General features: G+C 47.3%; 12 protein-coding genes and 1 pseudogene. 12 read left to right on the top strand and 1 reads right to left on the bottom strand.

Annotation, left to right across the window (positions count from 1 at the left end; all coding sequences use genetic code 11):
• The first annotated feature begins 76 nt into the window (after positions 1-76).
• The 5 genes from AC58U0_RS15165 (at position 77) to AC58U0_RS15145 (ending at position 6,296) form a co-directional block, all read left to right on the top strand.
• Positions 77-1,147 carry an alpha/beta hydrolase gene (locus AC58U0_RS15165; RefSeq protein WP_497379772.1) on the top strand — a complete coding sequence of 357 codons (1,071 nt, stop codon included), beginning with the start codon at positions 77-79 and terminating at the stop codon, positions 1,145-1,147.
• A 108-nt stretch (positions 1,148-1,255) separates the two neighbouring features.
• Positions 1,256-1,516 carry a hypothetical protein gene (locus AC58U0_RS15160; protein ID WP_497379771.1) on the top strand — a complete coding sequence of 87 codons (261 nt, stop codon included), beginning with the start codon at positions 1,256-1,258 and terminating at the stop codon, positions 1,514-1,516.
• 2 nt (positions 1,517-1,518) lie between these two features.
• Positions 1,519-1,656, top strand: a complete 138-nt coding sequence (locus tag AC58U0_RS15155; protein WP_497379769.1) for a helix-turn-helix domain-containing protein — start codon at positions 1,519-1,521, stop codon at positions 1,654-1,656.
• A gap of 43 nt (positions 1,657-1,699) precedes the next feature.
• On the top strand, positions 1,700-3,223 hold the full coding sequence (locus tag AC58U0_RS15150) for a glycoside hydrolase family 43 protein (RefSeq protein WP_497379768.1): 1,524 nt from the start codon (positions 1,700-1,702) through the stop codon (positions 3,221-3,223).
• A gap of 364 nt (positions 3,224-3,587) precedes the next feature.
• Positions 3,588-6,296 (top strand): glycosyl hydrolase family 95 catalytic domain-containing protein, encoded by a 2,709-nt coding sequence (locus AC58U0_RS15145; protein ID WP_497379767.1) that lies wholly within the window; start codon positions 3,588-3,590, stop codon positions 6,294-6,296.
• On the opposite strand, the gene AC58U0_RS15140 is transcribed toward AC58U0_RS15145, so the two are convergent.
• Positions 6,267-7,178 (bottom strand): AraC family transcriptional regulator, encoded by a 912-nt coding sequence (locus AC58U0_RS15140; protein ID WP_497379766.1) that lies wholly within the window; start codon positions 7,176-7,178, stop codon positions 6,267-6,269. The two genes, AC58U0_RS15145 and AC58U0_RS15140, sit on opposite strands and share 30 nt — an antisense overlap.
• 531 nt (positions 7,179-7,709) lie before the next feature.
• Here AC58U0_RS15140 and AC58U0_RS15135 point away from each other — a divergent pair.
• From AC58U0_RS15135 to AC58U0_RS15105, 7 genes and pseudogenes are all read left to right on the top strand, one after another.
• Entirely contained in the window at positions 7,710-10,007 is a 2,298-nt protein-coding gene (locus AC58U0_RS15135; protein ID WP_497379765.1) for a helix-turn-helix domain-containing protein, read from the top strand.
• A 392-nt stretch (positions 10,008-10,399) separates the two neighbouring features.
• Positions 10,400-11,254 (top strand): ABC transporter permease, encoded by an 855-nt coding sequence (locus tag AC58U0_RS15130; protein WP_497379928.1) that lies wholly within the window; start codon positions 10,400-10,402, stop codon positions 11,252-11,254.
• A 23-nt stretch (positions 11,255-11,277) separates the two neighbouring features.
• The gene (locus tag AC58U0_RS15125; RefSeq protein WP_497379764.1) at positions 11,278-12,174 is read left to right on the top strand and encodes a carbohydrate ABC transporter permease; all 897 of its coding nucleotides are present in this window, start codon (positions 11,278-11,280) and stop codon (positions 12,172-12,174) included.
• A 131-nt stretch (positions 12,175-12,305) separates the two neighbouring features.
• Complete coding sequence (locus tag AC58U0_RS15120) at positions 12,306-13,970, top strand: type 2 periplasmic-binding domain-containing protein (RefSeq protein ID WP_497379763.1); 1,665 nt, start codon at positions 12,306-12,308, stop codon at positions 13,968-13,970.
• Positions 13,971-14,119: 149 nt separating this feature from the next.
• Positions 14,120-17,203, top strand: a complete 3,084-nt coding sequence (locus tag AC58U0_RS15115; protein ID WP_497379762.1) for a discoidin domain-containing protein — start codon at positions 14,120-14,122, stop codon at positions 17,201-17,203.
• 124 nt (positions 17,204-17,327) lie between these two features.
• Positions 17,328-20,000, top strand: a complete 2,673-nt coding sequence (locus AC58U0_RS15110; RefSeq protein ID WP_497379761.1) for a glycoside hydrolase family 2 protein — start codon at positions 17,328-17,330, stop codon at positions 19,998-20,000.
• 41 nt (positions 20,001-20,041) lie between these two features.
• Positions 20,042-22,413 (top strand): annotated as a pseudogene (locus AC58U0_RS15105) (glycoside hydrolase family 95 protein).
• Positions 22,414-22,424 lie beyond the last annotated feature (11 nt).

Below are 22,424 nucleotides of genomic sequence, written 5' to 3'. Positions count from 1 at the left end.
CTGTCCGCACGTGGATTTCATGTGCGGCAGCTTTGGATGTGGAAAAAATATATATCCGAAGGGACAATAATGATCCATGAAAAGCATGAATGTGACGGCAGTGCCTTCCAAATATCTTATGTCAGTTAATGAAGAGCTTCAAGGTACGGTTCAGGAGGTTTCCTATAAGGTAGGCAACTATATTCATTTTTCTCGACAGCTTGTAACGGATCGGAACATCGAGATCAGTGAAGCAGGAAGAGAAACCGTTGCGGGAGATGCCATATTGAAGAAATGCAACGTCTACTTGCCTGCGGGTTATGACCCAAACGACACTAGTGTTAGATATAATGTATTGTATTTGCTTCATGGAGTAGGTGGGGATCAATACGAATGGTTAAGTAGTAACGGTAAGGTTGATGGACGATATATAATTTGCAATATATTTGACAATCTTATTGTAAACGGTGATATCGATCCGCTGATCGTCGTATTTCCCAACGGAAGAAGCGCGTACGACTGGACGGATAGCTCCTTCAATTCCGAAGGAACCAATATGCTGGGATTCTATTACTTCGATTATGAGTTGAGATACGATCTGATTCCATTTATAGAATCAAACTACAAAACCTACGCAGATATAACAGTCACTTCACATGAGGGAATCATATATAACCGCACGCGCAGAGCGATCGCCGGGCTTTCGATGGGGGGAATGCAAGCCTTGAATCTGATCCTCGGCGGTTACCGTCATGACTCGACGCGAATCACTGGCACAGAGAGTCCCTGGAACAACGGGCTGGATAAGACTGTGCTTGCGCCAGGCATGTTAGATTTGTTCGCTTATGTCGGAGCTTTTTCAAACGCTCCTACATCGAGTGTTGGCGAAACTCTGGGAGTCAGTCTCACATCATGCGTCCATAATCTTCATTTGCTATATACCACCTGCGGCGATGCAGACGGAGTAGCAAATGGCAGCTTTATAAAATCTATAGATGGGCTTATACATCAATCGGGGAATCATCTTAATCATTTTTATCAAATTCGCATTAAGGATGGTTTGCATGATTTCCATGTTTGGAATAACGGTGCCTACAATTTTAGTCAATTGATATTCAGAAATTGTGATGATCCTGTAAGGTCCCATGTTGTGAGGAAAACACTTTAATGAGGTTAGCAGAGCATCACGAACGGGCGAGCTCCGTTTGGCAGTGCAATCTTTGAAACGATTGAAACCGCGGCCAACACAAGGACGCTGAGAGAAAAGGCGGAGTATTTGGCGATTCATCTTGAAGGTGGAAATAGAGAGGGATTTCTCCATCTGTTCAACGAACTGACGGAAACGGCTTTCGATGAACGCGGAAATGGGGGACCTTTTGCCTTGGAGCTGTATTATACGATTACGCTCTTCTTCTTATCTTACATTAACCGTTGGGAGCTGCACGAAAAAGTTGGAACAACCGGGCTTATGCAAAGAGATAGGCATTCGTCTTGGCAAGATAGTTTCGGGTTTTTGAAACAGATCGCAGAGTCCTAAATTTGCTCAAGAAAGACGAGCTGAAGATTGCGGAAGTGGGTGCGCAGGTAGGGTATGAAACCCCGCACTCTTTTACTCGATTTTTCAAAAAATCTATCGGCGTGACTCCTGTAGAATATCGTGAGATTGTAAGGAAATAAGAACATTGGTATCAAGTGTTTTTGAGTATAAGGAGAGATAGCGATGGGGAATGTGACGATAACGAATCCGATCATCTGGGCGGATATTCCTGACCCTTGTGTTATTAGAGTAGGGACGGCCTACTATATGGTTAGCACAAGCATGCATTCGATGCCCGGATGCCCGATTATGAGGTCTGAGAATTTGATGGATTGGAGAATCGTGAACTACGTTTACGAGACCTTAGAGAATAACGATGCGCACAATTTGCTGGACGGGAGAGGCATTTATGGCAAAGGATCATGGGCCGTAAGTTTGCGTCATCATAATGACATGTTTTATGTGTGCTTCTCAAGTAATGATATGAACCAGTTATACATTTACAGGACGGCGGATATCGAGAACGGGAGATGGGAACGCTCTGTAATTGCAGGAATTCATCATGATCCGAGTCTGCTGTTTGACGAAGGCCGCGTTTACGTCATTCACGGCAACGGGATTATTCACATTACAGAGTTGACGTCTGATGTGATGACCGTACAATCTGGCGGCGTCCATCAACGGCTCTTCGAGACGGAGCGTGACGGTATCATGCTGCGATGCGAGGGATGCCATGCGTATAAGCTGAACGGTTTTTATTATTTGTTCTTCATTGAATGGCCCAATACCGGAAACCGCCGTCGCAGACAACTTTGTTATCGTTCAAGGGAGCTGCTGGGTCCTTACGAACATAAAGTAATTCTCGATGACGACATGGGCTACCGTAATAACGGTATCGCTCAAGGAGGCATTATCGACACGCCAGCAAATGAGTGGTATGCCGTATTATTTCAAGATCATGATGCTGTGGGGAGAATTCCCATTGTGCTTCCAGTTTCTTGGGTGGACGATTGGCCGGTCATCGGGTTGGATGGAAAAGCGCGATTGGCATTCAAAGCGCAATTGCCAAGTTCGGCTCCCGCCCCTTTGGTGATAAGCGATGAGTTCGAGTATGACGAAAATAAATTGGCATTGAGTTGGCAGTGGAATCATAATCCGGATAACCGGATTTGGTCTGTGACCGCGCGCCAAGGCTGGTTGCGATTAGTGACGGGGAATGTTACCAGCAGTGTCTTATTCGCACGCAATACATTGACGCAACGGACGGAAGGCCCTGTATGTATCGGAATTACGGTGATGGATGTATCTCAGATGAAGTCGGGTGATCACGCAGGTTTGGTTGCATTGCAAAATCATTTCGGAACTGTCGGCATTCAAGTTGCAGCGAACGGCAACCGCTATGTTGCGATGTGTGTCAATGGGGGAGGTGGCAGCGAAGAAACGGTTGAACGACTTCAATACGAGGATAGCCTGATTTATTTGAAAGTTCATTTCAATTTTGAAAATAGCGTTGATATTGCAAGCTTTTACTATTCAGCAAACGGTGAAGAATGGAAACAAATCGGAAGCTCGCTAACGATGAAGTATACGCTGGACCATTTTATGGGCTACCGGATCGGGTTGTTTAACTATGCTTCCAAGCATGCTGGCGGGCATGCTGACTTTGACTTTTTTCGATTTACAAAGGTGGGTAATAACGTATTATAAGAAGAGCATGTCCCATGCAAAGCTAAGCTGGGTCTAGGTATTCAGCAAATCAAGCCTCCGATTCTGCTTCAGCAGGATGGGGGCTTTGTGCGTGTCCACAACCTCAAGAAATTCGACAATTTATCCTTAACTGCTTCACGTATGAAGGAAAGATCTCCTCCCATCTTATAGAGTGCTTGCTCTGGTAACCTAAGTAGCTGATGTCGGCGTTCTTCCTCATAAATTAAAGGAGAACGTGTGGCGCCGCCCCACTGTCTGCTAAATTGCGACATATTTGCTTTCTTTTACGTCGCTCTGAACGATTCATGAACCTTCCCCTGCCAGATATAATAAATACCATAACGAGCAGATCAGGGGGAATAGCATGACTAAAATATCGGAAATTACACGAATGTACGAAAAAGGCAATTACGCTAACACCTATAAAGAGGTGGCAACAACAAATCCCGGATTGGCGTGGCGGGAAGGCATGATTAGTGGAAATGGCGAAAATGGGTATATAACGTCAGGATCGCCGTATACGGACAGCTTTATTTTTCAATATATGTGGTTCAACTATCCGTCCCAGGATCCAAGAGTGATTCCTGAAGAATTAACGGGGCAGCTTGCCGATGCGAGATGGAATGTATTTATCCAAAACGATCAATGGAAGATTACGTTCCCGGACGGCACAACGAGAGAAAGAACCTTTTTTTACGCCTTCCATCCGGGACATCAGCTTAGAGTAAACGTCACTGATAAGGGAAACGTGTCCGATTATGAAAGATGGACGAATTATGAAACGGCGGAAACCGGAGTTCGATACACTGATGAGAATGGCGAGTGGATCCGTACTTCATTTACGTCCAGAGAAGACAATGTTTCGATTTCGAAGATCGTACAATCATCCGCCGGCGCAAAGATCAATATGATCATCTCCATGGATGACATTTCGGGCATGTCCAGGGCGCACGACCTATCGGCGCTCCAATACAAAAAGCTGGTAGATCCGAGTGCGGCATATATCGCGCAGGTTGCGCATTACCCATCCTACCAGGACAGCGAGCTGAGCAATGGTGGATATGCAGGTCTGACGCAGATTATTGTTGTTAATGGAACCAAGAAGAGAGTACTGCTCGCTGACACGAATGAACCGATGAATGTAGGAACGGAACAGAATCCTGCGATCCAAGTGATCGACGCCGACGCCGTATATTTAATTACGCAATCGAACAGGACATTTGATATGGGCGAAATCGAAGATTTTGCCGGAATGACGCAATACGCTATCGTAGACAATTTATTTCAGAACACGAATGCGGTCGCTGAAAAATATAAAGATGCCTATGGTAAATTCGATTATCAGGCTGCCCTCACGCCTCACGCCCTAAAGCATTCCGCAGAATTTAACGCTGTACAATTTACTCTTACAGGCGACGAGGATGACAAGAGCGCTGACAACGTAACGCTAATCAACGCGCAAAAGGCATCAAAAACTAGAATCAATCATGCTTTCATGGAGCAGGTGTACAACCAAGGACGTTATGCTTTGATCTGCTGCAGCGGTTCAAGCGCTCCGCGCTTGTATGGGATGTGGACCGGAGAGTGGAATCCTGGCTGGCGAAGTATCTATACGCTTGACGCCAATGTGAATTTACAGGTTTCTCCGATGAACACAGGCCATTTCACACAAGCGCAGCTTGGGTACATCACATTCTTCTTGAGAAATACGCCCGACTTCGAATACAACGCAAGAATGTCTTATGGCATGCATGATGCGCTGCAGGTGTCGGTAAACTCGGACATCGACCGCGCAATGCATGTGGAATACGACAATGACTTTCCGTTTCAATATTGGAATGCCGGAGCGAGCTGGTGTCTGCTCCCGATCTTCGAGTATTGGCAGTGTTACGGCAATGGGCAGATTCCGATCAACGACAACATGAGGATCCATGAGCTGAAACCGATTCTCAGCGTAAAGGATGGGGGACTGACGGATGAAGAATTCGGACAATTGATCGACAAGGGATATCTGGATTTGGAAAAGGATGTTTTGCTTCCGCTGCTTACAAAGCAGGCTAATTTCTGGGAACAAATATGTACCCCGGAATACTTTACGGATATTAACGGCAATGCATGCCATGAGGAAGGCAAAGCAGCGCTGCAGCCGGGCGAGAAATATATGATTATTCCAACCTATTCGCCTGAAAACAACCCGATCGGTTACAACAGTACGATTACGGCAAATGCTACGATGGATATTGCCGCAGCGCGGGATGGTCTGCATATGGTCATCGCCATGGAAAATGCGGTAAAGCGCGACGGATATGAAGCCGCAATCGCCAAATGGGTAGATTTGCTGGAACTGCTGCCGGATTACAAGGTTGACAACGACGGCGCTTTACGCGAATGGGCGATGAGTAAATATACCGAAAACAACAACCACCGCCATCTGAGCCATCTCTACCCGGCATGGCCTGCCTATGAAACGCAGAACAATATGGAGTTGACAAAAGCTGCAAATATCGCGATTGCGAACAGAGATCAATACAATACATTGGACGCGACAGCCGGGCACGGCTGGATGCACAAGGCGCTGGTTTACGCAAGGCTGAAAAATGGGGACGGGGTCGTTTCTTCCCTTCTGCCGATGATGACGGAATCCGGATATTACACCTCCTTAATGACCGACCATGATACAAACAGAAGATGCGCCTCCTACTGCACGGATACATTGTTCGGTACTGTGAGTGCCGTGAATGAAGCATTGCTCTTTTCGAATACCGGTGAGATCGAGGTTCTTCCGGCACTGCCCTCCGAATGGACTTCGGGCTCCATTCATGGACTCATGGCAAGAACCCGTGTGGAGGTTAAAGAGTTGTCATGGGATATATCGTCCGGCATGGTATGTGTTACCTTACAGTCGAATGCGGATCATCAGGAAGTAATCGTAAAATCAGGTATTCCTTGGACAAAAGCAATGGTTAACTCCCAAGAAGTAAAGGCGCTTGACGATGAATTTGGTAAATATATTCGCTTAGCGCTGAATTCCGGTATAGACGTTTCAGTTGTTTTTATTTTGTCCGATAGATGAGATGTTCGAGTTGTACATGCGCAAGGAGCGAAATTCACCTGCCGGGACCTTGTAGTATTTCTTAAAGGTGGTACAAAAATGTTCCAATGAAGAAAAACCGACATGTCGCGCTATTTCACTAATGGTCATTGAGGTTGTAGTAAGAAGGTGAACGGCAGCCGTCATTCTTGCTTGGGTCTTTTTTTGCGTAAACGATAGGCCATAATACTGTTGAATGGTTCTCTCCGTCTGTCTGACACTTAGTCTTAGTTTTTGAGCGAGCTTCTGTATAGTTAAATCATCAGAGTTGTATAAAAAACTATTTTCAATGATAACGACTCTCTCGTCGTCTAAGGTTTTATGCGGCATAGCAGAGGAGGTCGGAACATTGTTTGTGTAGTTTCTGACCAGCTTGATGACGATCTGCTCGATAATATGTTGAACCGTCAGGTAGTAGCCGATATACTGGTTGGTCGTTTCATAGGAGAGTTGCTCGAACAATGACAACAAATTCTGCTTGTCCTGACCGAACCAAAAAGTTGTTTGAACGAATTGGTCTGCAATGAAGGAAAGATCCGGATCATCGTTAATGTTATTAGACAACACTTCAAAGCATATGCAGTATTCCGCCATAGGGTCGGCGAGGACCGTAATTTGCTCGTGCATAATATCCGGGCCAGTCATATAAAGAGTGCCAGGATGTATCGGATAATTGCGGCCGTTTGCTACCAAGATTCCCTGTCCCTGAGGAATATAATGCAGTTCGTAGCTTTTCATGCTGTGACTGTGTTCGAGAAAGGATTGATAAAAGACCCCGAATCTGATATACAAAACGTTTAATAATAAACCGCCTAACGAAATCTTGACGTTCATATTGTCGACATTAACTTTTGGGAGCTCCACTCGGCCAATCCCCCCATTTGCAGATTCTTTATGTTGTTTTGTTTCGTAAGAAGATCTCAAACGGCCCTTTAATTTCATTATTTGTGTTCAACAAGCTTAACACAAGCTCGTACTTAACAATACCGAAAATTTCAACTTGGTATTCAGTATGTCTTTGGTAGACTTCACCTTATGTTCTTCTCTTTGGGTGAAGTTTTCCCTTTAAACTAATGATTGGATATGAACTGTCCGGAAATGGATTAGGATCGGCATCGGCATCGGGATCCTAATAGATACGGAGCAAGGCGAACAAGCCTTGCTCTATTTGCTTATGTTTCAGTCTGTAGGCCTTAGGGGACAATATGATCCGCAGTCTTGATTTTTACGTTTTCTCTGGTAGACTTCATTTTAAGTAAGCGTTTTCGTAAAGAAGGAAAGGATGAAAACGATTATCACAAAGTTTACTAGCATCAAATATAAGTTTGTCTTGGTATATGAAATCATTGTTATAATGCAGAGTATAGAAAACGCTATCATAGAGGGGCGAAAGTATTGAACTTTACAATGACCAAATCTTTCCGTAAATTCTTGTTATCGTATATCTTCATCTTGCTCATTCCTAATATTTCTGGGTATATTTCGTATCGCACTTCCATCAAGCAAACAGAAACGAGCTCGATTGAATCGAGTCTCATTTTGTTAGGTCAAACAAAGTCGATTCTGGAGCGGCGGATCGCGGAGGTCGACGGCTTTACAAAGGAACTGGCCCTCCACCATGAAATAACCGGCTTACTTACCCAAACCGTTCAAACCGACGCCAACGCGAATTATTCGCTTTGGAAAACCTGGGTCGATTTCTCCAGTTATGGTAAATCAAATGATTATCTGCAAAATTATTTCATTTATTTAAAAAAATCTCATGTCATACTGAGCCCGGCATCCATATTTTATCGTCCGGAGGATTTCTACGAGTTGAATCATGATACGGGTCAATCCTATGAGCAGTGGCTGGAAACTCTCCATACGAAGCAACAAAGTACGGTTATTCCTCGCCGTTCGTATACATCCAGCAACCAGAATCAATCCTTTGTCATTAAATTCGTGCAGTCTCTTCCGCTAAACAGCGTGGATTCTCCTCTAGGGTCTGTGGTCGTGACTATTGACGAACGCAAGATCATCGGATTGCTGGACAGCATCACGAAGCAGTTCGGCGGATGGGCATTCATTACGGATCGTAACGGAAATACATTGACTCAGATCGGTATTGACGACGCTCAGATCCATCGCTTGAACCTTGATACGAGTATGACATCAGGGGCATCGCACCGTTTCCTCGATGATGGGTCGCTATTGATTACGACCCGATCCGAAACCAACGGCTGGCTGTACGCTGCGCAAATACCGAAGCAGACTCTTTTCGATAAGGCTAACACCATCCGGAACATTACATGGTCGGTTACAGCGGCTGCTTTCGTTGCTGGAATATTGATTTCTTTGCTGCTTGCCCATCGAAACAGCATGCCGATCCATCGGCTGGCCGGAGCGATCCGGGAACAACTCGGACTGGAATATAGTAAGGGCAATAACGATTTCGATTTCCTGCATGGCAACATCTCGATGCTTATTAGCAATAGCAAGCGGCTCGAGGAGGAACTGACGAGCCAGCTCCCGCTTCTCAAGGATGCCTTATTGAAACGGATTATCCGAGGCGAGCTGAGCTCGCCTAGCGAGATGGAGAACGCCATGGCACAGACCGGCATGGAGATCTACGGTCCGCATGGATTCGTCGGCATGATTCTGATCAACGGCTATGGAGAGATGGTGAGCCCGGATATTTTCCGGGAAATGAACGCTGCGCGATTGATTATCAAACATGTGATGCAAGAAACCGTTCATTCGATGTGTCAAATTACCGATTGGGAATCCGACAAGATTGCGTTTTTGTTGACGTTTCCGGAGGAACCCGTTCGATCTTCCAGCGAGCAGGTTGAGGAACAGATCAGGCTGCTTCACCGGCAGCTTGAAGCCGATTATCAGCTCTCTATTACGATCTGTATGGGGGCGCCTTTTCATCGTTTATCCGAAATCAGCCGTTCTTACGAGGAAGCCAAGCAAGCGATGGATTACGCGTCGTTCAAAGTGGATTCCCGAACCTTCTGGTACGAGCATATGGAGAAAGAAACGACGACCTACTATTACCCCATTGATCTAGAGCTCCGGTTGCTCAATGCAATGAAAGCGGGGGAGTGGCACGAAGTTCAGCGAATCATGGAGAATATTTTTGAACGGAACTTTACCGAGAGAGAGCTTTCGGCGGATAGGGTGCAGGAGTTGTTTAACGAATTGAAGGGGACCCTGCTCAAACTGCTCGAATTCCATTTATTCCGGGATGCAAGCGAGCTGGAAGCCGTGAGAAAGCTATTCGCAGATATCCAAATATCGGACAGCCCTCTAACGGTTCGGGGAAATATGGAAGCGGCTATGGAAGCGTTCTGCGGCATAATCGCCCAGAGGCGTTCGGATACGTACAAAGAGACCGTTTCCTATATTCTGAAGCTCCTGGAATCGATGTACGGGGAGTCAGATCTGACTGTGTATAAGATTGCCAAACAGATAGGCCGACCGGAGAAATACATTACACAGCTGTTTAAAGAACACACGGGAGAGACGATTGCTGACCGGCTTGAACAAATCCGGATACGGAAGGCTACCGAATTATTGATTCAGACCGAGCTGACGATCGAAGAGATAGCGGAGCGGGTCGGATATAACAGCGCCCATTCGTTTCGGCGCGCGTTCAAGCGCGTCTCCGGTACATCGCCGAGCCATTTCCGAACTTCAACTGAATAGACGATGTTTGCGCCGACTTGTCAATCAAGTCGGTTTTTGTATTTGGGGGACTTTATTGTTCCTCAGGAATTGTACGGTGAAACCGGAATTGTCCCCTTTTGTTTCGAATTGATTGGGATAGCGCTTATTGTACGGGGAAGCATGATATTGTTCCTTTACACAAGAAACGGATCGTAGCTATGATTCAGGTGTAGCGAAAGCGGTTGCAAAAATTGCGGTCGAATGGTTTTGTCGCATACAACAAATAACTTAATGATTGACGAATTGGGGGAGTGGTAAGTTTGGAAACAATTACATCAACGGGACCGCAAACGAGGTCGCCAAGCATTTCGGCCAAGCGCTGGGGTGTCGCAAAGAAAAGCTTGCGTAGGCACTGGCAGCTGTATCTGCTCATCATACCGTGTGTCGTTCACTTTGTGCTTTTCAAATATATCCCAATGTCGAATGTTGTACTCGCATTCAAGGATTATAACGTTATCAAGGGAATTTGGGGGAGTCCATGGGTAGGATTTAAGTACTTTCAGTTGTTTTTTGAAAATCCGCAATTCGGAACGCTGATCAAAAATACGTTGTATCTCAGTGTGTACCAATTAGTGGTAGATTTCCCGCTGCCGATTGTGCTGGCTCTCTGCTTGAACGAGGTTAAAAGCAAATTTTTTAAAAGAACGGTACAGATGGTGACGTACGCGCCGTATTTCATTTCGTCGGTGGTTATGATCTCGATTACGATCCTGATGCTGAACCCGCGACTAGGAATTATTAATCTGTTCCTAAAGTCTTTTGGCTTTCATGAAATTGATTTTCTGGGAGACCCAGGGCTTTTTCGGTCCGTTTATGTATGGGCTGGCGCTTGGCAAAATACAGGTTATGCTGCAGTTATTTATTTTGCGGCATTGGCAGGAATTGATCCGTCTCTTTATGAAGCAGCGAGAGTTGACGGCGCTACCCGCTTCCAGCGAATCGTTCATATTGATGTTCCCGGGATTATGCCCACTGCTATTATCATCCTTATTCTCAATATCGGTGGCATCATGTCGGTGGGGTTTGAAAAAGTTTACTTGCTTCAAAATCCGTTGAATTTCGCTACTTCGGAAGTCATTGCCACTTATGTTTACAAGATTGGGCTGTTGAACGCCAATTTCAGCTTTGCAACGGCAGTCGGACTGTTTAACTCCATGATCAATGTGGCTCTGCTTTTGGCTGTAAACGCGCTTGCCAAACGAATATCAAGCACAAGCTTGTGGTAAACAAACCAGGAAGAGGTGGTTCCATGATTTCAGTTAAGCCCCGGATTCGCGAATCGCTGGGTGACCGAGTGTTTCTAACCTGTATATACATTATATTATCTTTTGTGTTGATTATCGTCCTTTATCCGCTTATTTATATCGCGAGTTCCTCCATCAGCGATCCACTTGCCGTTGCTTCCGGCAAAGTATGGCTTTGGCCGGTGGATATAACCTTCCTTGGATATAAAGTCGTGTTGCAAAACAAGCAAATTATCTGGGGATACGGCAATTCATTGATTTATACGATCTGCTCTACCCTGATCAGCGTGACATTGACGGTTATATTTGCATTTCCGTTATCGCGCAAAACCTTTTGGGGACGCAATGCGTTGATGATGTTCATCACATTCACAATGTTTTTTGGCGGCGGATTGATTCCGACTTACATGGTGGTTAAATCTCTTGGCATGATTGATACCCGTTGGGCGATCTTGATCCCTGGGGCCATTGGAGTTTGGTCGGTCATTATTGCCAAGACATTCTTCCAAACGTCTATTCCCGATGAATTAGCGGATGCGAGCGAAATGGACGGCTGCAGCGATTTGCGTTTCTTGTGGAGCGTTGTCTTGCCGTTATCCAAGCCGATTCTGGTAGTAATGTGTTTGTTTAGTGCAGTGGGGCAATGGAATGCCTACTTTGACGCGCTGATCTATTTGAAGAGCCAGCAGTTGTATCCGCTGCAGCTAGTACTGCGCAACATTCTCATACTGAATGCGAGTGCCGCCAATCCAAACACATCGGATTTGATTCAACAGAAGCAGCTCGCTGATTTGATGAAATATGCCTTGATTATGATTGCAAATCTTCCCGTATTCATCATTTATCCATTCGTACAGAAGCACTTTGTCCAGGGTGTGCTGATCGGTTCTTTGAAAGGATAAGAGAATGGGTTATCTTGAAAGGGGTGGGATCGATGTAAACGCAGGAGGAATTGCCAAATGCATGGATATAGGTTGGCATGGAGTCGGAATTACCGGATTTGACATGAACTCAATTTGAAGGGGCGACGTAAATGAAAAAGTATTTGACTATAATCTCTGCCACTCTGCTCATTAGCAGCCTTTTGCTTTCCGCATGCAGTTCTGACAGTGAAAATGCGGGAGAAGCGCAGAAAACAGCGAACGATTCAAAAGGACAGCAAAGCACAGCCAACAGCACACCGGTAAAAATCAAGATTTTCGCCACAGCAAATCCTGACATGGATTTTGCGACTAACACGTTTACGAAATTGGCTGAACAAAAATTCAATATCAAGTTTGATTGGCAGACGGTACCGAATGACGGCGCAACCGAAAAAAGGCAAATTGCGCTTGCCAGCGGCGACTATCCAGACTTGTTCATGACTGTTCCGTGGATTACCGGATTTCCCCAAATAGATTTGCTTAAGTACTCCAAGGATGGCGTTATTGTTCCGCTCAACGATTTGATCGACAAATATGGGCCGAACATCAAAGCCGCATTTGACAAATATCCGCTCTACAAGGCTGCGAATACGGCTCCGGATGGGAAAATATACGGCCTAAGCCAATTTAACGAATGCTATCACTGCTCCTTTGGTAGTAAGCTGTGGCTCAACACTAGCTGGCTGAAGAAGCTTGACCTGGAAGTGCCAAAAACGACGGACGACATGAAGAAAGTGCTGGAAGCGTTCAAGACGAAGGATCCGAACGGCAACGGAAAGCAAGATGAAATTCCGGTCAGCAGCACGGGCGATGCCAATGGCTCGCAACTTATTCCTTATTTCATGAACGCATTTATTTACGACGACGGCAATGTTCATCTCAACGTAAATGGCGGCAAGGTTGATTCGGCGGCGAACAAGCCGGAATGGAAGGAAGGTCTGGCTTATATCAAATCGCTGTATGACGAGAAGCTGATTGACTCGGCCACTTTTAGCCAAAATGGCGAGGCACTGTGGAAAATTGGAAACAACGCAACAGCAATTCTCGGTGCGGCAGCCGCCATGCATCCGTACGTTTTTGTGGATGCGGTGGGGAACCCAAACGGTAAGGACTATAATGCAGTTCCTCCGCTGCAAGGGCCGCATGCACAATACACAACGTACGGCTCTCCATATAGCTCCACAGCAGGCTTCGTGTTGACCAATAAGGCCAGTAAAGAAGTGCAAATCGCTGCCATCAAGCTGCTTGACTACTTGTATACGGAAGAAGGCCAGCTGCTTTCCAACTTCGGGCAGGAAGGCGTAGAGTGGCGCAAGCCGCAAGATGGCGATGTCGCTCTCGAGAAGAGCGTGAAACCGATATTTGCCCAAATTCCGGGCAAGGAAGGGGAGAAGCCTCGCAATGATTCTTGGGGCGCTACTTCGCAATACTTCCAGCCTAAGTCATTCCGCGATGGCAATGTTCAGGGGACGGACATTTATGGGCCAACCGGTTACGAGCGCCGACTGCAGGAAGCAACGCACCTGTACGACGGCAAACAGCCGAAGGAGTTTTACCCGTATGATGCGGTTTGGATCGATCCGTCCGTCGTGGATGAATTAGCCATGCTGCAGAAGAACATCAAGGATTACATCAATCAGAACGCGCTTCAATTCATCATGGGTTCGAAAGATCTGAACAAAGACTGGGACGCCTATGTGGCTGGTCTGGACAAGCTAAACCTGAAACGCTACAAGGAAATTATGCAAAAATCTTATGACGGATTTAAAAAGTAATCTGTAAAAGTGCAGCATGCAAATCATCCAACGACAGACCATTCTGAAATGATCTGTCGTTGGATTTTATACCAAGTCTGGAGGTGAGAGCAAGAATCAAGATTTAGATGATTCGTTATGTCAAAACAAAAAACGAAGGAGGAGTTACTTTGTTAAAGAAAAGAAACAGTAAAAGGTACAAAGCATTATCCGTTTTTATGGCAATGCTTGCATTATTCGCCTCGCTATCGTTTAGTTTTCCAACTGAAGTTCATGCTGCCACGACATTGGTTACCTATCCAAACCCTCCAGGCGGAGCAGCACTTAACACCGACTTCACCGTAAAGGTACGTGCAAACGGCGGGGCATGGCAGGACCTGGACGAATATGATACGACAGTAGGGGGTTATCATCCCTCTCATGCATCCTTTGTTTACTTCGATACGGACGGTCCTGTGGATGTATCCGTGACCTATAATGCCGGAACTGTCTCAACAGCTAAAGTCCGTCCGACGAGCAAAGGCATCACCCCTGCGATCAACGGCAATACATTGACCTTTACGATATCCGGTCCTACTAAGCTCTCGGTAGAGGTTAATGGAGATATCAATCACAATCTTCATCTTTTTGCAAATCCGCTGGAGGTCAATCCTCCAAGTCCTAGCGATCCGAACGTCATTTACCTTGCTCCTGGTGTTTATAACCAGGGTTACACGGTGCCCAGCGGCAAGACCCTTTATATCGCCGGCGGAGCGGTCGTCAAAGGCGGTGTGTTTTTGGATAATGCCACTAACTCTGCAGTCATAGGCCGTGGGATATTGGATCATCCGGGCTGGAGAGGCATATCGGTCAACTATGCCGAGAACATCACGATCGACGGCATCATCGTAAACGACTACGGCATGGGAGGCGGAGGCGGCGATTTAGTCGATCTGCAAAATGCCAATAATGTTATGATAAACAACCTCAAAGGCTTCAGCTACAAGAGCTGGACCGACGGCATTGACAGTATGGGCTCTTCCAATGTTACGGTCAATGACGGTTTTATCCGCTCCGGCGATGATAGTATGGCGTTTTACACCGCTCGCCCGGAATCGAATTTTTGGGGTAATACCACGAATATAACGGTAACGAACATGACTTTGATGCCCGACGTTGCTCGTCCGATTAATTTCGGTACTCATGGCGATCCGACTGAATATGAAGGCGGTCTTCTGATGGATTCGATAAGCTTCTCGAATATCGACATCATGCTGAATAATACAGGAAGTCCCATGAGCCCTATACAGTTTACGAATGGCGATGGAAACCTGATCCAGAACGTTCAGTTTACAGATATCCGGATTGAGGATAATTATGTGAATTCGATTGTGAATATCAATAATGTTTGGACCGCCGGTCAGACTGGCCCGGGACGCGGAATTAAAAATGTCTATTTCAAGAATATCACCTATACCGGCAATAATAATGGCAACGGTATTACCGGCTATAGCCCGAACCGCCTGGTTCAAGACGTCACCTTTGAGAATCTGGTGGTCAACGGCAATCTGATTCTGACCCCCGCTGCAGGAAATATTAATATCGGCAGCAACACCAGCAACATTCGGGTTGTAGCTCCAGGCGGGGCAAGTTACACGCCGATTCCGGTTCCGACACCTCTTTACACCAATCTGGCGTTGAACGCGGCTGCCAGCTCGGATAGCGAAAAGCCCGGCAATCCGGCTTCCAGCGGCAACGATGGCAATCATCGGACCAACTGGACCGCTAATGATACCAATACCGGCCATTGGTGGAAGGTAGACCTTGGCAGCAACAAAGCGATTCATGGCACCAAAGTAATATGGGATTCCAACAATTTAACTCACTTGTATAAGATTGAGATATCGACTGATAATACCAACTGGACGACAGTAGTGGACAGGACGGCAGGCAACAGCACTTATAAGACGAATAACGATCCTTTTAACGCTACTGCCAGATATGTCCGGATTACCGTGACAGGAATGTCAGCTGGCTTGGCAGCTTCTTTCAACGAGTTCAGGGTGCTTCAGAACAGTAGCTCGTCACTGGTGAAGAATGGCGATTTTGAGAACGGCAATACCGTCGTTTGGACAGGCAATGGACTGTCACTGCACATTTCTGCCGCAGTCAACAGCTCTTTCGGTCTTGATCTCAAAAGCCCCGGTAATTACGCAGAGCAAACGATAACCGGGCTCAGTCCGAATACCTTATACAATCTTACGGTCGATGCCAAAGGCGTATCGGGTACAGGTCGAGGCTTTGTTTATGTCAAAGATTACGGCGCTTCCCAGCTCAGCCAAGGCATTATTTCCGATAATACTTTCCACACTACTACAGTTAGCTTTGTCACTGGCCCGACATCTACATCCGCAACGATCGGTGTAAATGACACAGCCGGAAGAATTCAGCTTGATAATTTTGCCGTGAATCAGGGGCCCGTATTAGTTCAAAATGGCAACTTTGAATCCGGCAATACCTCCGGATGGACAGGCTCTGGACTCGCTGCCTACACTTATGCTGCAGCCAACGGCTCTTACGGGCTTCAGCTCACTAACTCGGGCAACTATGCCGAGCAAACGATAACCGGGCTCAGTCCAAATACCTCCTACGTGTTGACGGTCAATACCAAAGGCGTATCGGGTACAGGTCAAGGCTACGTTTACGTTAAAAATTACGGCGGTACCCAGATCAACAGAAATGTTATTTCGGATAACAATTGGCACGGTGAAGCGATTTACTTTGTCACAGGACCCACAACTACATCCGTAACGATCGGAGCTTCTTGCACGGCAACAAGAGTCCAATTTGATGATTTTTCCTTAAATAAAGGTCCTGTTCTGGTTCAAAACGGCAACTTTGAATCCGGCAACATCAATGGATGGACAGGCTCCGGAGCAGCCGCTCAGGTTTGGGCTGCATACAACAGCACTTACGGTGTTGAGCTCAAGAACCCGGGTAACTACGTAGAGCAAACGATAACCGGGCTTTCTCCAAATACCACGTACACATTGACGGTCGATGGCAAAGGCGTATCGGGTACAGGTCAAGGCTACGCTTATGTAAAAAATTACGGCGGTACCCAGATCAACCAAAATATCACTTCCGATAATAATTTTCACAGCATGACGATTAACTTTACTACAGAAGCTGCATCTACATCTGCAACGATCGGCGGTTACTGTACGGTCACAAGAATTGCGTTTGATAATTTCGTCTTGAATCCGTCTAATTAAAGCGGCGATTTCGAAAACAATAACAAAAAAGACTGACCCTGAGATCGAAATCATTTCAGGGTCAGTTCTTATGAAATTAATTCGCAATGCGACTGGCATTTCATTTTGGGAGTGAGTGATAAGATTGAGACCCAAGGGACCTCGTACAACAATCAATATCAACAGGGAATGGAAATTCATTAGGGGAGACTGGGAAGGATTCAGCGATCATGGCCCGGAACAAGCGGATTATGACGATGCCGCATGGAGTCATACCGGGCTGCCCCATTCTTTCAGCATCCCTTACTTTATGGAAAACGAATGGTATGTCGGATACGGTTGGTACCGTAAACATGTGGAGATGGATTCGGACTGGGACAACAACAAGATCGTTCACTTGGAATTTGAAGGCGTGTTCCAGATAGCGGAAGTATATGTGAACGGTAGTTTTGCCGGCAGGCATGAAGGCGGGTATACCGGGTTCAGTATCCATATCACCGAGTTTCTGCGCCCAGGAGACAATGTCATTGCCGTTCGAGTGAATAATGAATGGAACGGTCAAATTGCGCCGCGTTCCGGGGAGCATACTTTCTCCGGCGGCATTTATCGGGATGTAAGCTTAACCCTAACGGAGCCTCTTCATGTCGCTTGGAACGGTACGTTTGTTTCCACTACCTTGCTCGCTTCCGGCGATGATGATGTGCAAATGAAGGTGCGGATGCAAACGGAGGTCATCAACCATTCGGGCATAGACAAAGTGGCCACGGTTCGCACGATCGTTACAGATCATCAAGGTCAAGTGCTGACCGAAATGGAAAGTACGCATACCGTGCCGGCCGGCGGAGTGCAGCAGTTTGATTCCGTCAGCGAACCTATTATGAATCCGCGACTTTGGTGTCCTGAAGATCCGTACCTTTACCGTATTTCAACCGAAGTAGTCGCTGATGGAGCCGTTACGGATGTTTATGAGGATAAGATGGGCTTCCGATGGATGGAGTGGACGGCTCACGAAGGATTTTATTTGAATGGCAAGCATGTGTATTTAAACGGGGCGAACGTTCATCAGGATCAGGCGGGCTGGGGCGATGCGGTTACCCAGGCGGCTATTTACCGGGATGTCCGAATGATCAAGGATGCGGGAATGAACTTCATTCGGGGCAGCCATTACCCCCATCATCCGGCTTTTGCCCGCGCTTGCGACTACTACGGCATTCTATTCTGGTCTGAAGCGACCTTCTGGGGAATTGGCGGAACGGCTGGCGACACGGGAGAGCAGACACATTGGGGGAAGTGCAGCGCTTATCCGGTATTGGAAGCGCACCAAAAGGGCTTCGAACAAAGCGCCATTCAGCAATTGCGCGAAATGATCCGCATCAATCGAAATCGTCCCAGCATTATCGTATGGAGCATGTGCAATGAGCCGTTCTTTAGCCATGAATCCGTCAAGGAGAAGGCGATTGAACTCATTAAGAAAATGGTGAAAGTATCGCACGAGGAAGACCCGACACGTAAAGCGGCAGCCGGCGGCGGGCAAAGGTGGAATTTGGACCAGCCGGAGATTTCGGATGTTGCTGGTTTGAACGGTGACGGCGGAGGCTTCTATTTGAAGTGGGATGGCGATGAGCGTGTCGATGACCCGGAGTCGGAACGTCCAGAATGCCCGCAAGTCATTTCCGAATATGGAAGCGAAGTGATGGATCGGCCGGGGGAATATCTTCCGTTCTACGACCACATCTCAGCAAGCCAAACCGATCCGTATCGCTTTGCCGCCCCCAAGTGGCGCAGTGGGCAAGCCGTATGGTGCGGCTTCCATCACGGAAGTCTGGCCAACGATATGGGACACATGGGGATTATCGATTACTATCGTCTCCCCTTGCGCAGTTGGTACTGGTACCGGTTTAATTTTTTTGCCAAACAAGCGGGTGCGAATGCTCATAACCTTGCCTATTTAGGGATCCGGCCTCCTGCTCACGGCAATACTGAACCGGAATGGCCCGAACCGGGCACGCCTAAGAGGATCAAGCTTAATCCGGGCGTGGGAAGCCAAACGACGATAAGGAACGACGGTACGGACGATATTCAGCTGGTTGTACAACTGGTAAATGAATATGGAAACCGGGTGGATGCAACTGCAGATATCACGCTGAAGGTTATATCCGGTCCCGGTCAATTCCCGTCTTATGATCCTAAGTTCATGAACGCCGAAACAGGACTCGCCATCATTGAAGGAATAGGGGCTATTACATTCCGTTCTTATTATGCGGGCGAAACGGTCATTTCGGCGACTTCGCCCGGTTTGCAAGGTGCAGTCATCCTCATCACATCGGTTGGTGAAGGTGCCACTATAGAACCGGACATGACGATCCCCCGGATTCAGGGAGGCAATCAGGATAAATCCAGGTTCAGCATAGAAATGCTCGATCTCTCTACGCATCGGCCCATTCGAGCAAGCAGCGAAGCCAAAGGATATGCCAAGAGCAACGCCAACAATGCTGAGACGAGCACTTCATGGAGAGCAAGCAGCATAAACCCCGGGGAGTGGTGGACGCTCGATTTGGAGGGGGTCAAGTATCCGAAACGGGTTGAGCTGGAGTTTGATTGCAAAGGGGTATATCAGTTTGTGCTTGAAGGATCCAATGATGGAAATGAATGGCGTACATTGCTTGATCATCGCAATAACAGAGAAGAGATGGACACCGTGATTGAGTTGCTCGCCCCGAATGCTTGTCGTTACGTGAGAATCTTATTCACGGCTTTGCCCGCAGGAGTGCCTGCCAATCTGAAATCTTTTGGATTATTCGGTTTGAACAACGAGTAATCGGCAATTTTTATTCTGAAAGAGAAGGAAAGGAAATCACCATGAATATACAGTTTCATTCCCCCGCCGTTTATTGGACGGAAGCCCTTCCTGTTGGAAATGGCAAACTTGGCGCGATGGTTTTTGGCGGTGTCGAGAAAGAACGTATTGCTTTGAATGAAGATACACTTTGGTCCGGTTACCCTAGTGATTGGAATAATCCGGGGGCGAAAGAAGTCTTGCTGAAGGTGAGAGAGCTTATCGCGCAAGGCAAGTATGAGGAAGCAGATCGGCTTTGCAAGGAAATGATGGGTCCCTTTACGCAATCTTATTTGCCATTCGGCGACTTGCAGCTGGTTATGGATCATGGCAATGTATACGGGCAATACCGCCGAAAGCTCGATCTGTCTGCGGGAATCGCTACAGTCGATTATTCCGTTGGAGGCGTTCAGTATTCCCGTGAAATATTTGCCTCTTATCCCGACCAAGCCATTATCGTGCGGTTACAATCGAGCAAGGCGGGACAGCTCAGTTTTCGGGCCAAATTAGATAGTCCGCTAAGATTCACTTCGTCCTATGAATCCGAACACTACGCTATTTCCGGCCATGCGCCGGAGTACGTTTCCCCAAGTTATCACCATATAGAAGATCCCGTTCGTTACGGAGACTCGGAGACCACGCAAGCATTGAAGTTCCAGGGACGGTTGGCTGCGGTGCATGAAGGCGGAACGATGAAGGTTGATGCGGACGGCTTGCACGTGATTGGAGCGACTAGCGCGATATTGTATTTCAACGCGGTGACCTCCTTTGATCCAAGCATTGGTGCGAGCAGTTCCGAACTGAATCTGAAGCAAATTACAACGGATGCCATCCACGCCGTTAGCGGTAAGCCGTATGAGGTGATTCGAAACCGCATCTTGACGATCATAACAAGCTGTTCGGCAGAGTTTCCTTGTCTCTGGGGGAGAGCATAGCCCCCTCCGATATGCCGACCGATCGGCGAATTGCCGAATTTGGCAGCAGCGACCCCGGTCTGGTCGAACTTCTGTTCCATTACGGACGGTATCTGTTGATTGCAAGCTCCCGCTCGGGAACTCAGCCTGCCAATCTTCAAGGCATATGGAATGAGGAAACGCGGGCGCCGTGGAGCAGCAACTATACGCTTAATATTAATGCAGAGATGAACTACTGGCCCGCAGAGTCTTGCAATTTGGCGGAAATGCATGAGGCTTTGATTGATTTTATTGGCAGGTTGGCACGGAACGGCAAGAAGACGGCGGAAACGAATTATGGCGCAAGAGGGTGGGTGGCGCACCATAACTCGGATTTGTGGGCCCAGACGGCGCCGGTTGGCGATTTTGGAATTGGAGACCCGGTATGGGCGTTTTGGCCGATGGGTGGCATCTGGTTGACCCAGCATTTATGGGAGCATTATGCCTTCAGCGGGGATGAGGTGTTTTTACGGGAAATGGCGTACCCCATCATGAAGGAAGCAGCGTTATTCTGTTTTGATTGGCTCATTGAAGATAAAGATGGTCATTTCATTACTTCGCCTTCGACCTCTCCGGAGCAGAAATTTGTGGTTGGCGATAAGCACTATGCCGTAAGCGAGGCGTCGACCATGGACTTATCTTTGATCGGTGAATGTTTCGAAAACTGTATCCAGGCGGCAGAACAGCTGAAGATCGATGAAGATTTTGCGAAGACACTGCTGGAAACGAAGCAAAGGCTGCTGCCGCTCCAAATCGGCAAGCAGGGTCAATTGCAGGAATGGTCGCAGGATTTCGAAGGAGAGGATGTCCATCATCGTCACGTCTCTCATCTTGTCGGGGTCTATCCGGGGCGGCTGATTACGGACCATTCTGCTCCCGATCTGTTCCAAGCTGCGAAGACATCGCTTGAAATTAGGGGGGACGGGGGAACGGGATGGAGTCTGGGCTGGAAAATCGGCTTATGGGCAAGATTCAAGGACGGCAATCGCGCAGAGCGGTTAATCTCGAATTTGTTGACTCTCATTAAGGGGGACGAACCGATTAATCATGACAGAGGCGGCGTCTATGCCAATCTGTTCGACGCGCATCCTCCTTTCCAAATCGACGGAAACTTTGCAGCCACAGCAGGGATCGCAGAGCTGCTGCTGCAATCGCATCAAGGATACTTGGAACTCCTGCCAGCGCTGCCCGATGCCTGGAAAGACGGGTTTGTCAAAGGCTTGCGGGGCCGAGGAGGCTATGAAGTCGATATGGAGTGGAAGGGCGGCGCATTGTCAAAGGCGGAAATCGCAGCTTCACAAACGCAGACTTGCAAAGTGCTCGCGAGGCAGAACGTAAGGATTACGCAAGATGGCGAAGTAATTACTTATTCTCAAGTGGGAAACGGCTGTATCGGGTTCCATGCTGAAAGCGGAAAACGTTACGTGGTATCGACCGTTTGAAGACTTTTGTC

It is taken from the genome of Paenibacillus sp. J31P190 (genome assembly GCF_059692075.1).
Note: the sequence above shows the minus strand (reverse complement) of the source record. Positions and strands in the feature narration are given on the sequence as shown.

Coding starts and splice junctions, on each gene's coding strand:
- AC58U0_RS15125 (WP_497379764.1), top strand. CDS start 11,278: ATGATTTCAGTTAAGCCCCGGATTCGCGAATCGCTGGGTGACCGAGTG.
- AC58U0_RS15150 (WP_497379768.1), top strand. CDS start 1,700: ATGGGGAATGTGACGATAACGAATCCGATCATCTGGGCGGATATTCCT.
- AC58U0_RS15165 (WP_497379772.1), top strand. CDS start 77: ATGAAAAGCATGAATGTGACGGCAGTGCCTTCCAAATATCTTATGTCA.
- AC58U0_RS15145 (WP_497379767.1), top strand. CDS start 3,588: ATGACTAAAATATCGGAAATTACACGAATGTACGAAAAAGGCAATTAC.
- AC58U0_RS15120 (WP_497379763.1), top strand. CDS start 12,306: ATGAAAAAGTATTTGACTATAATCTCTGCCACTCTGCTCATTAGCAGC.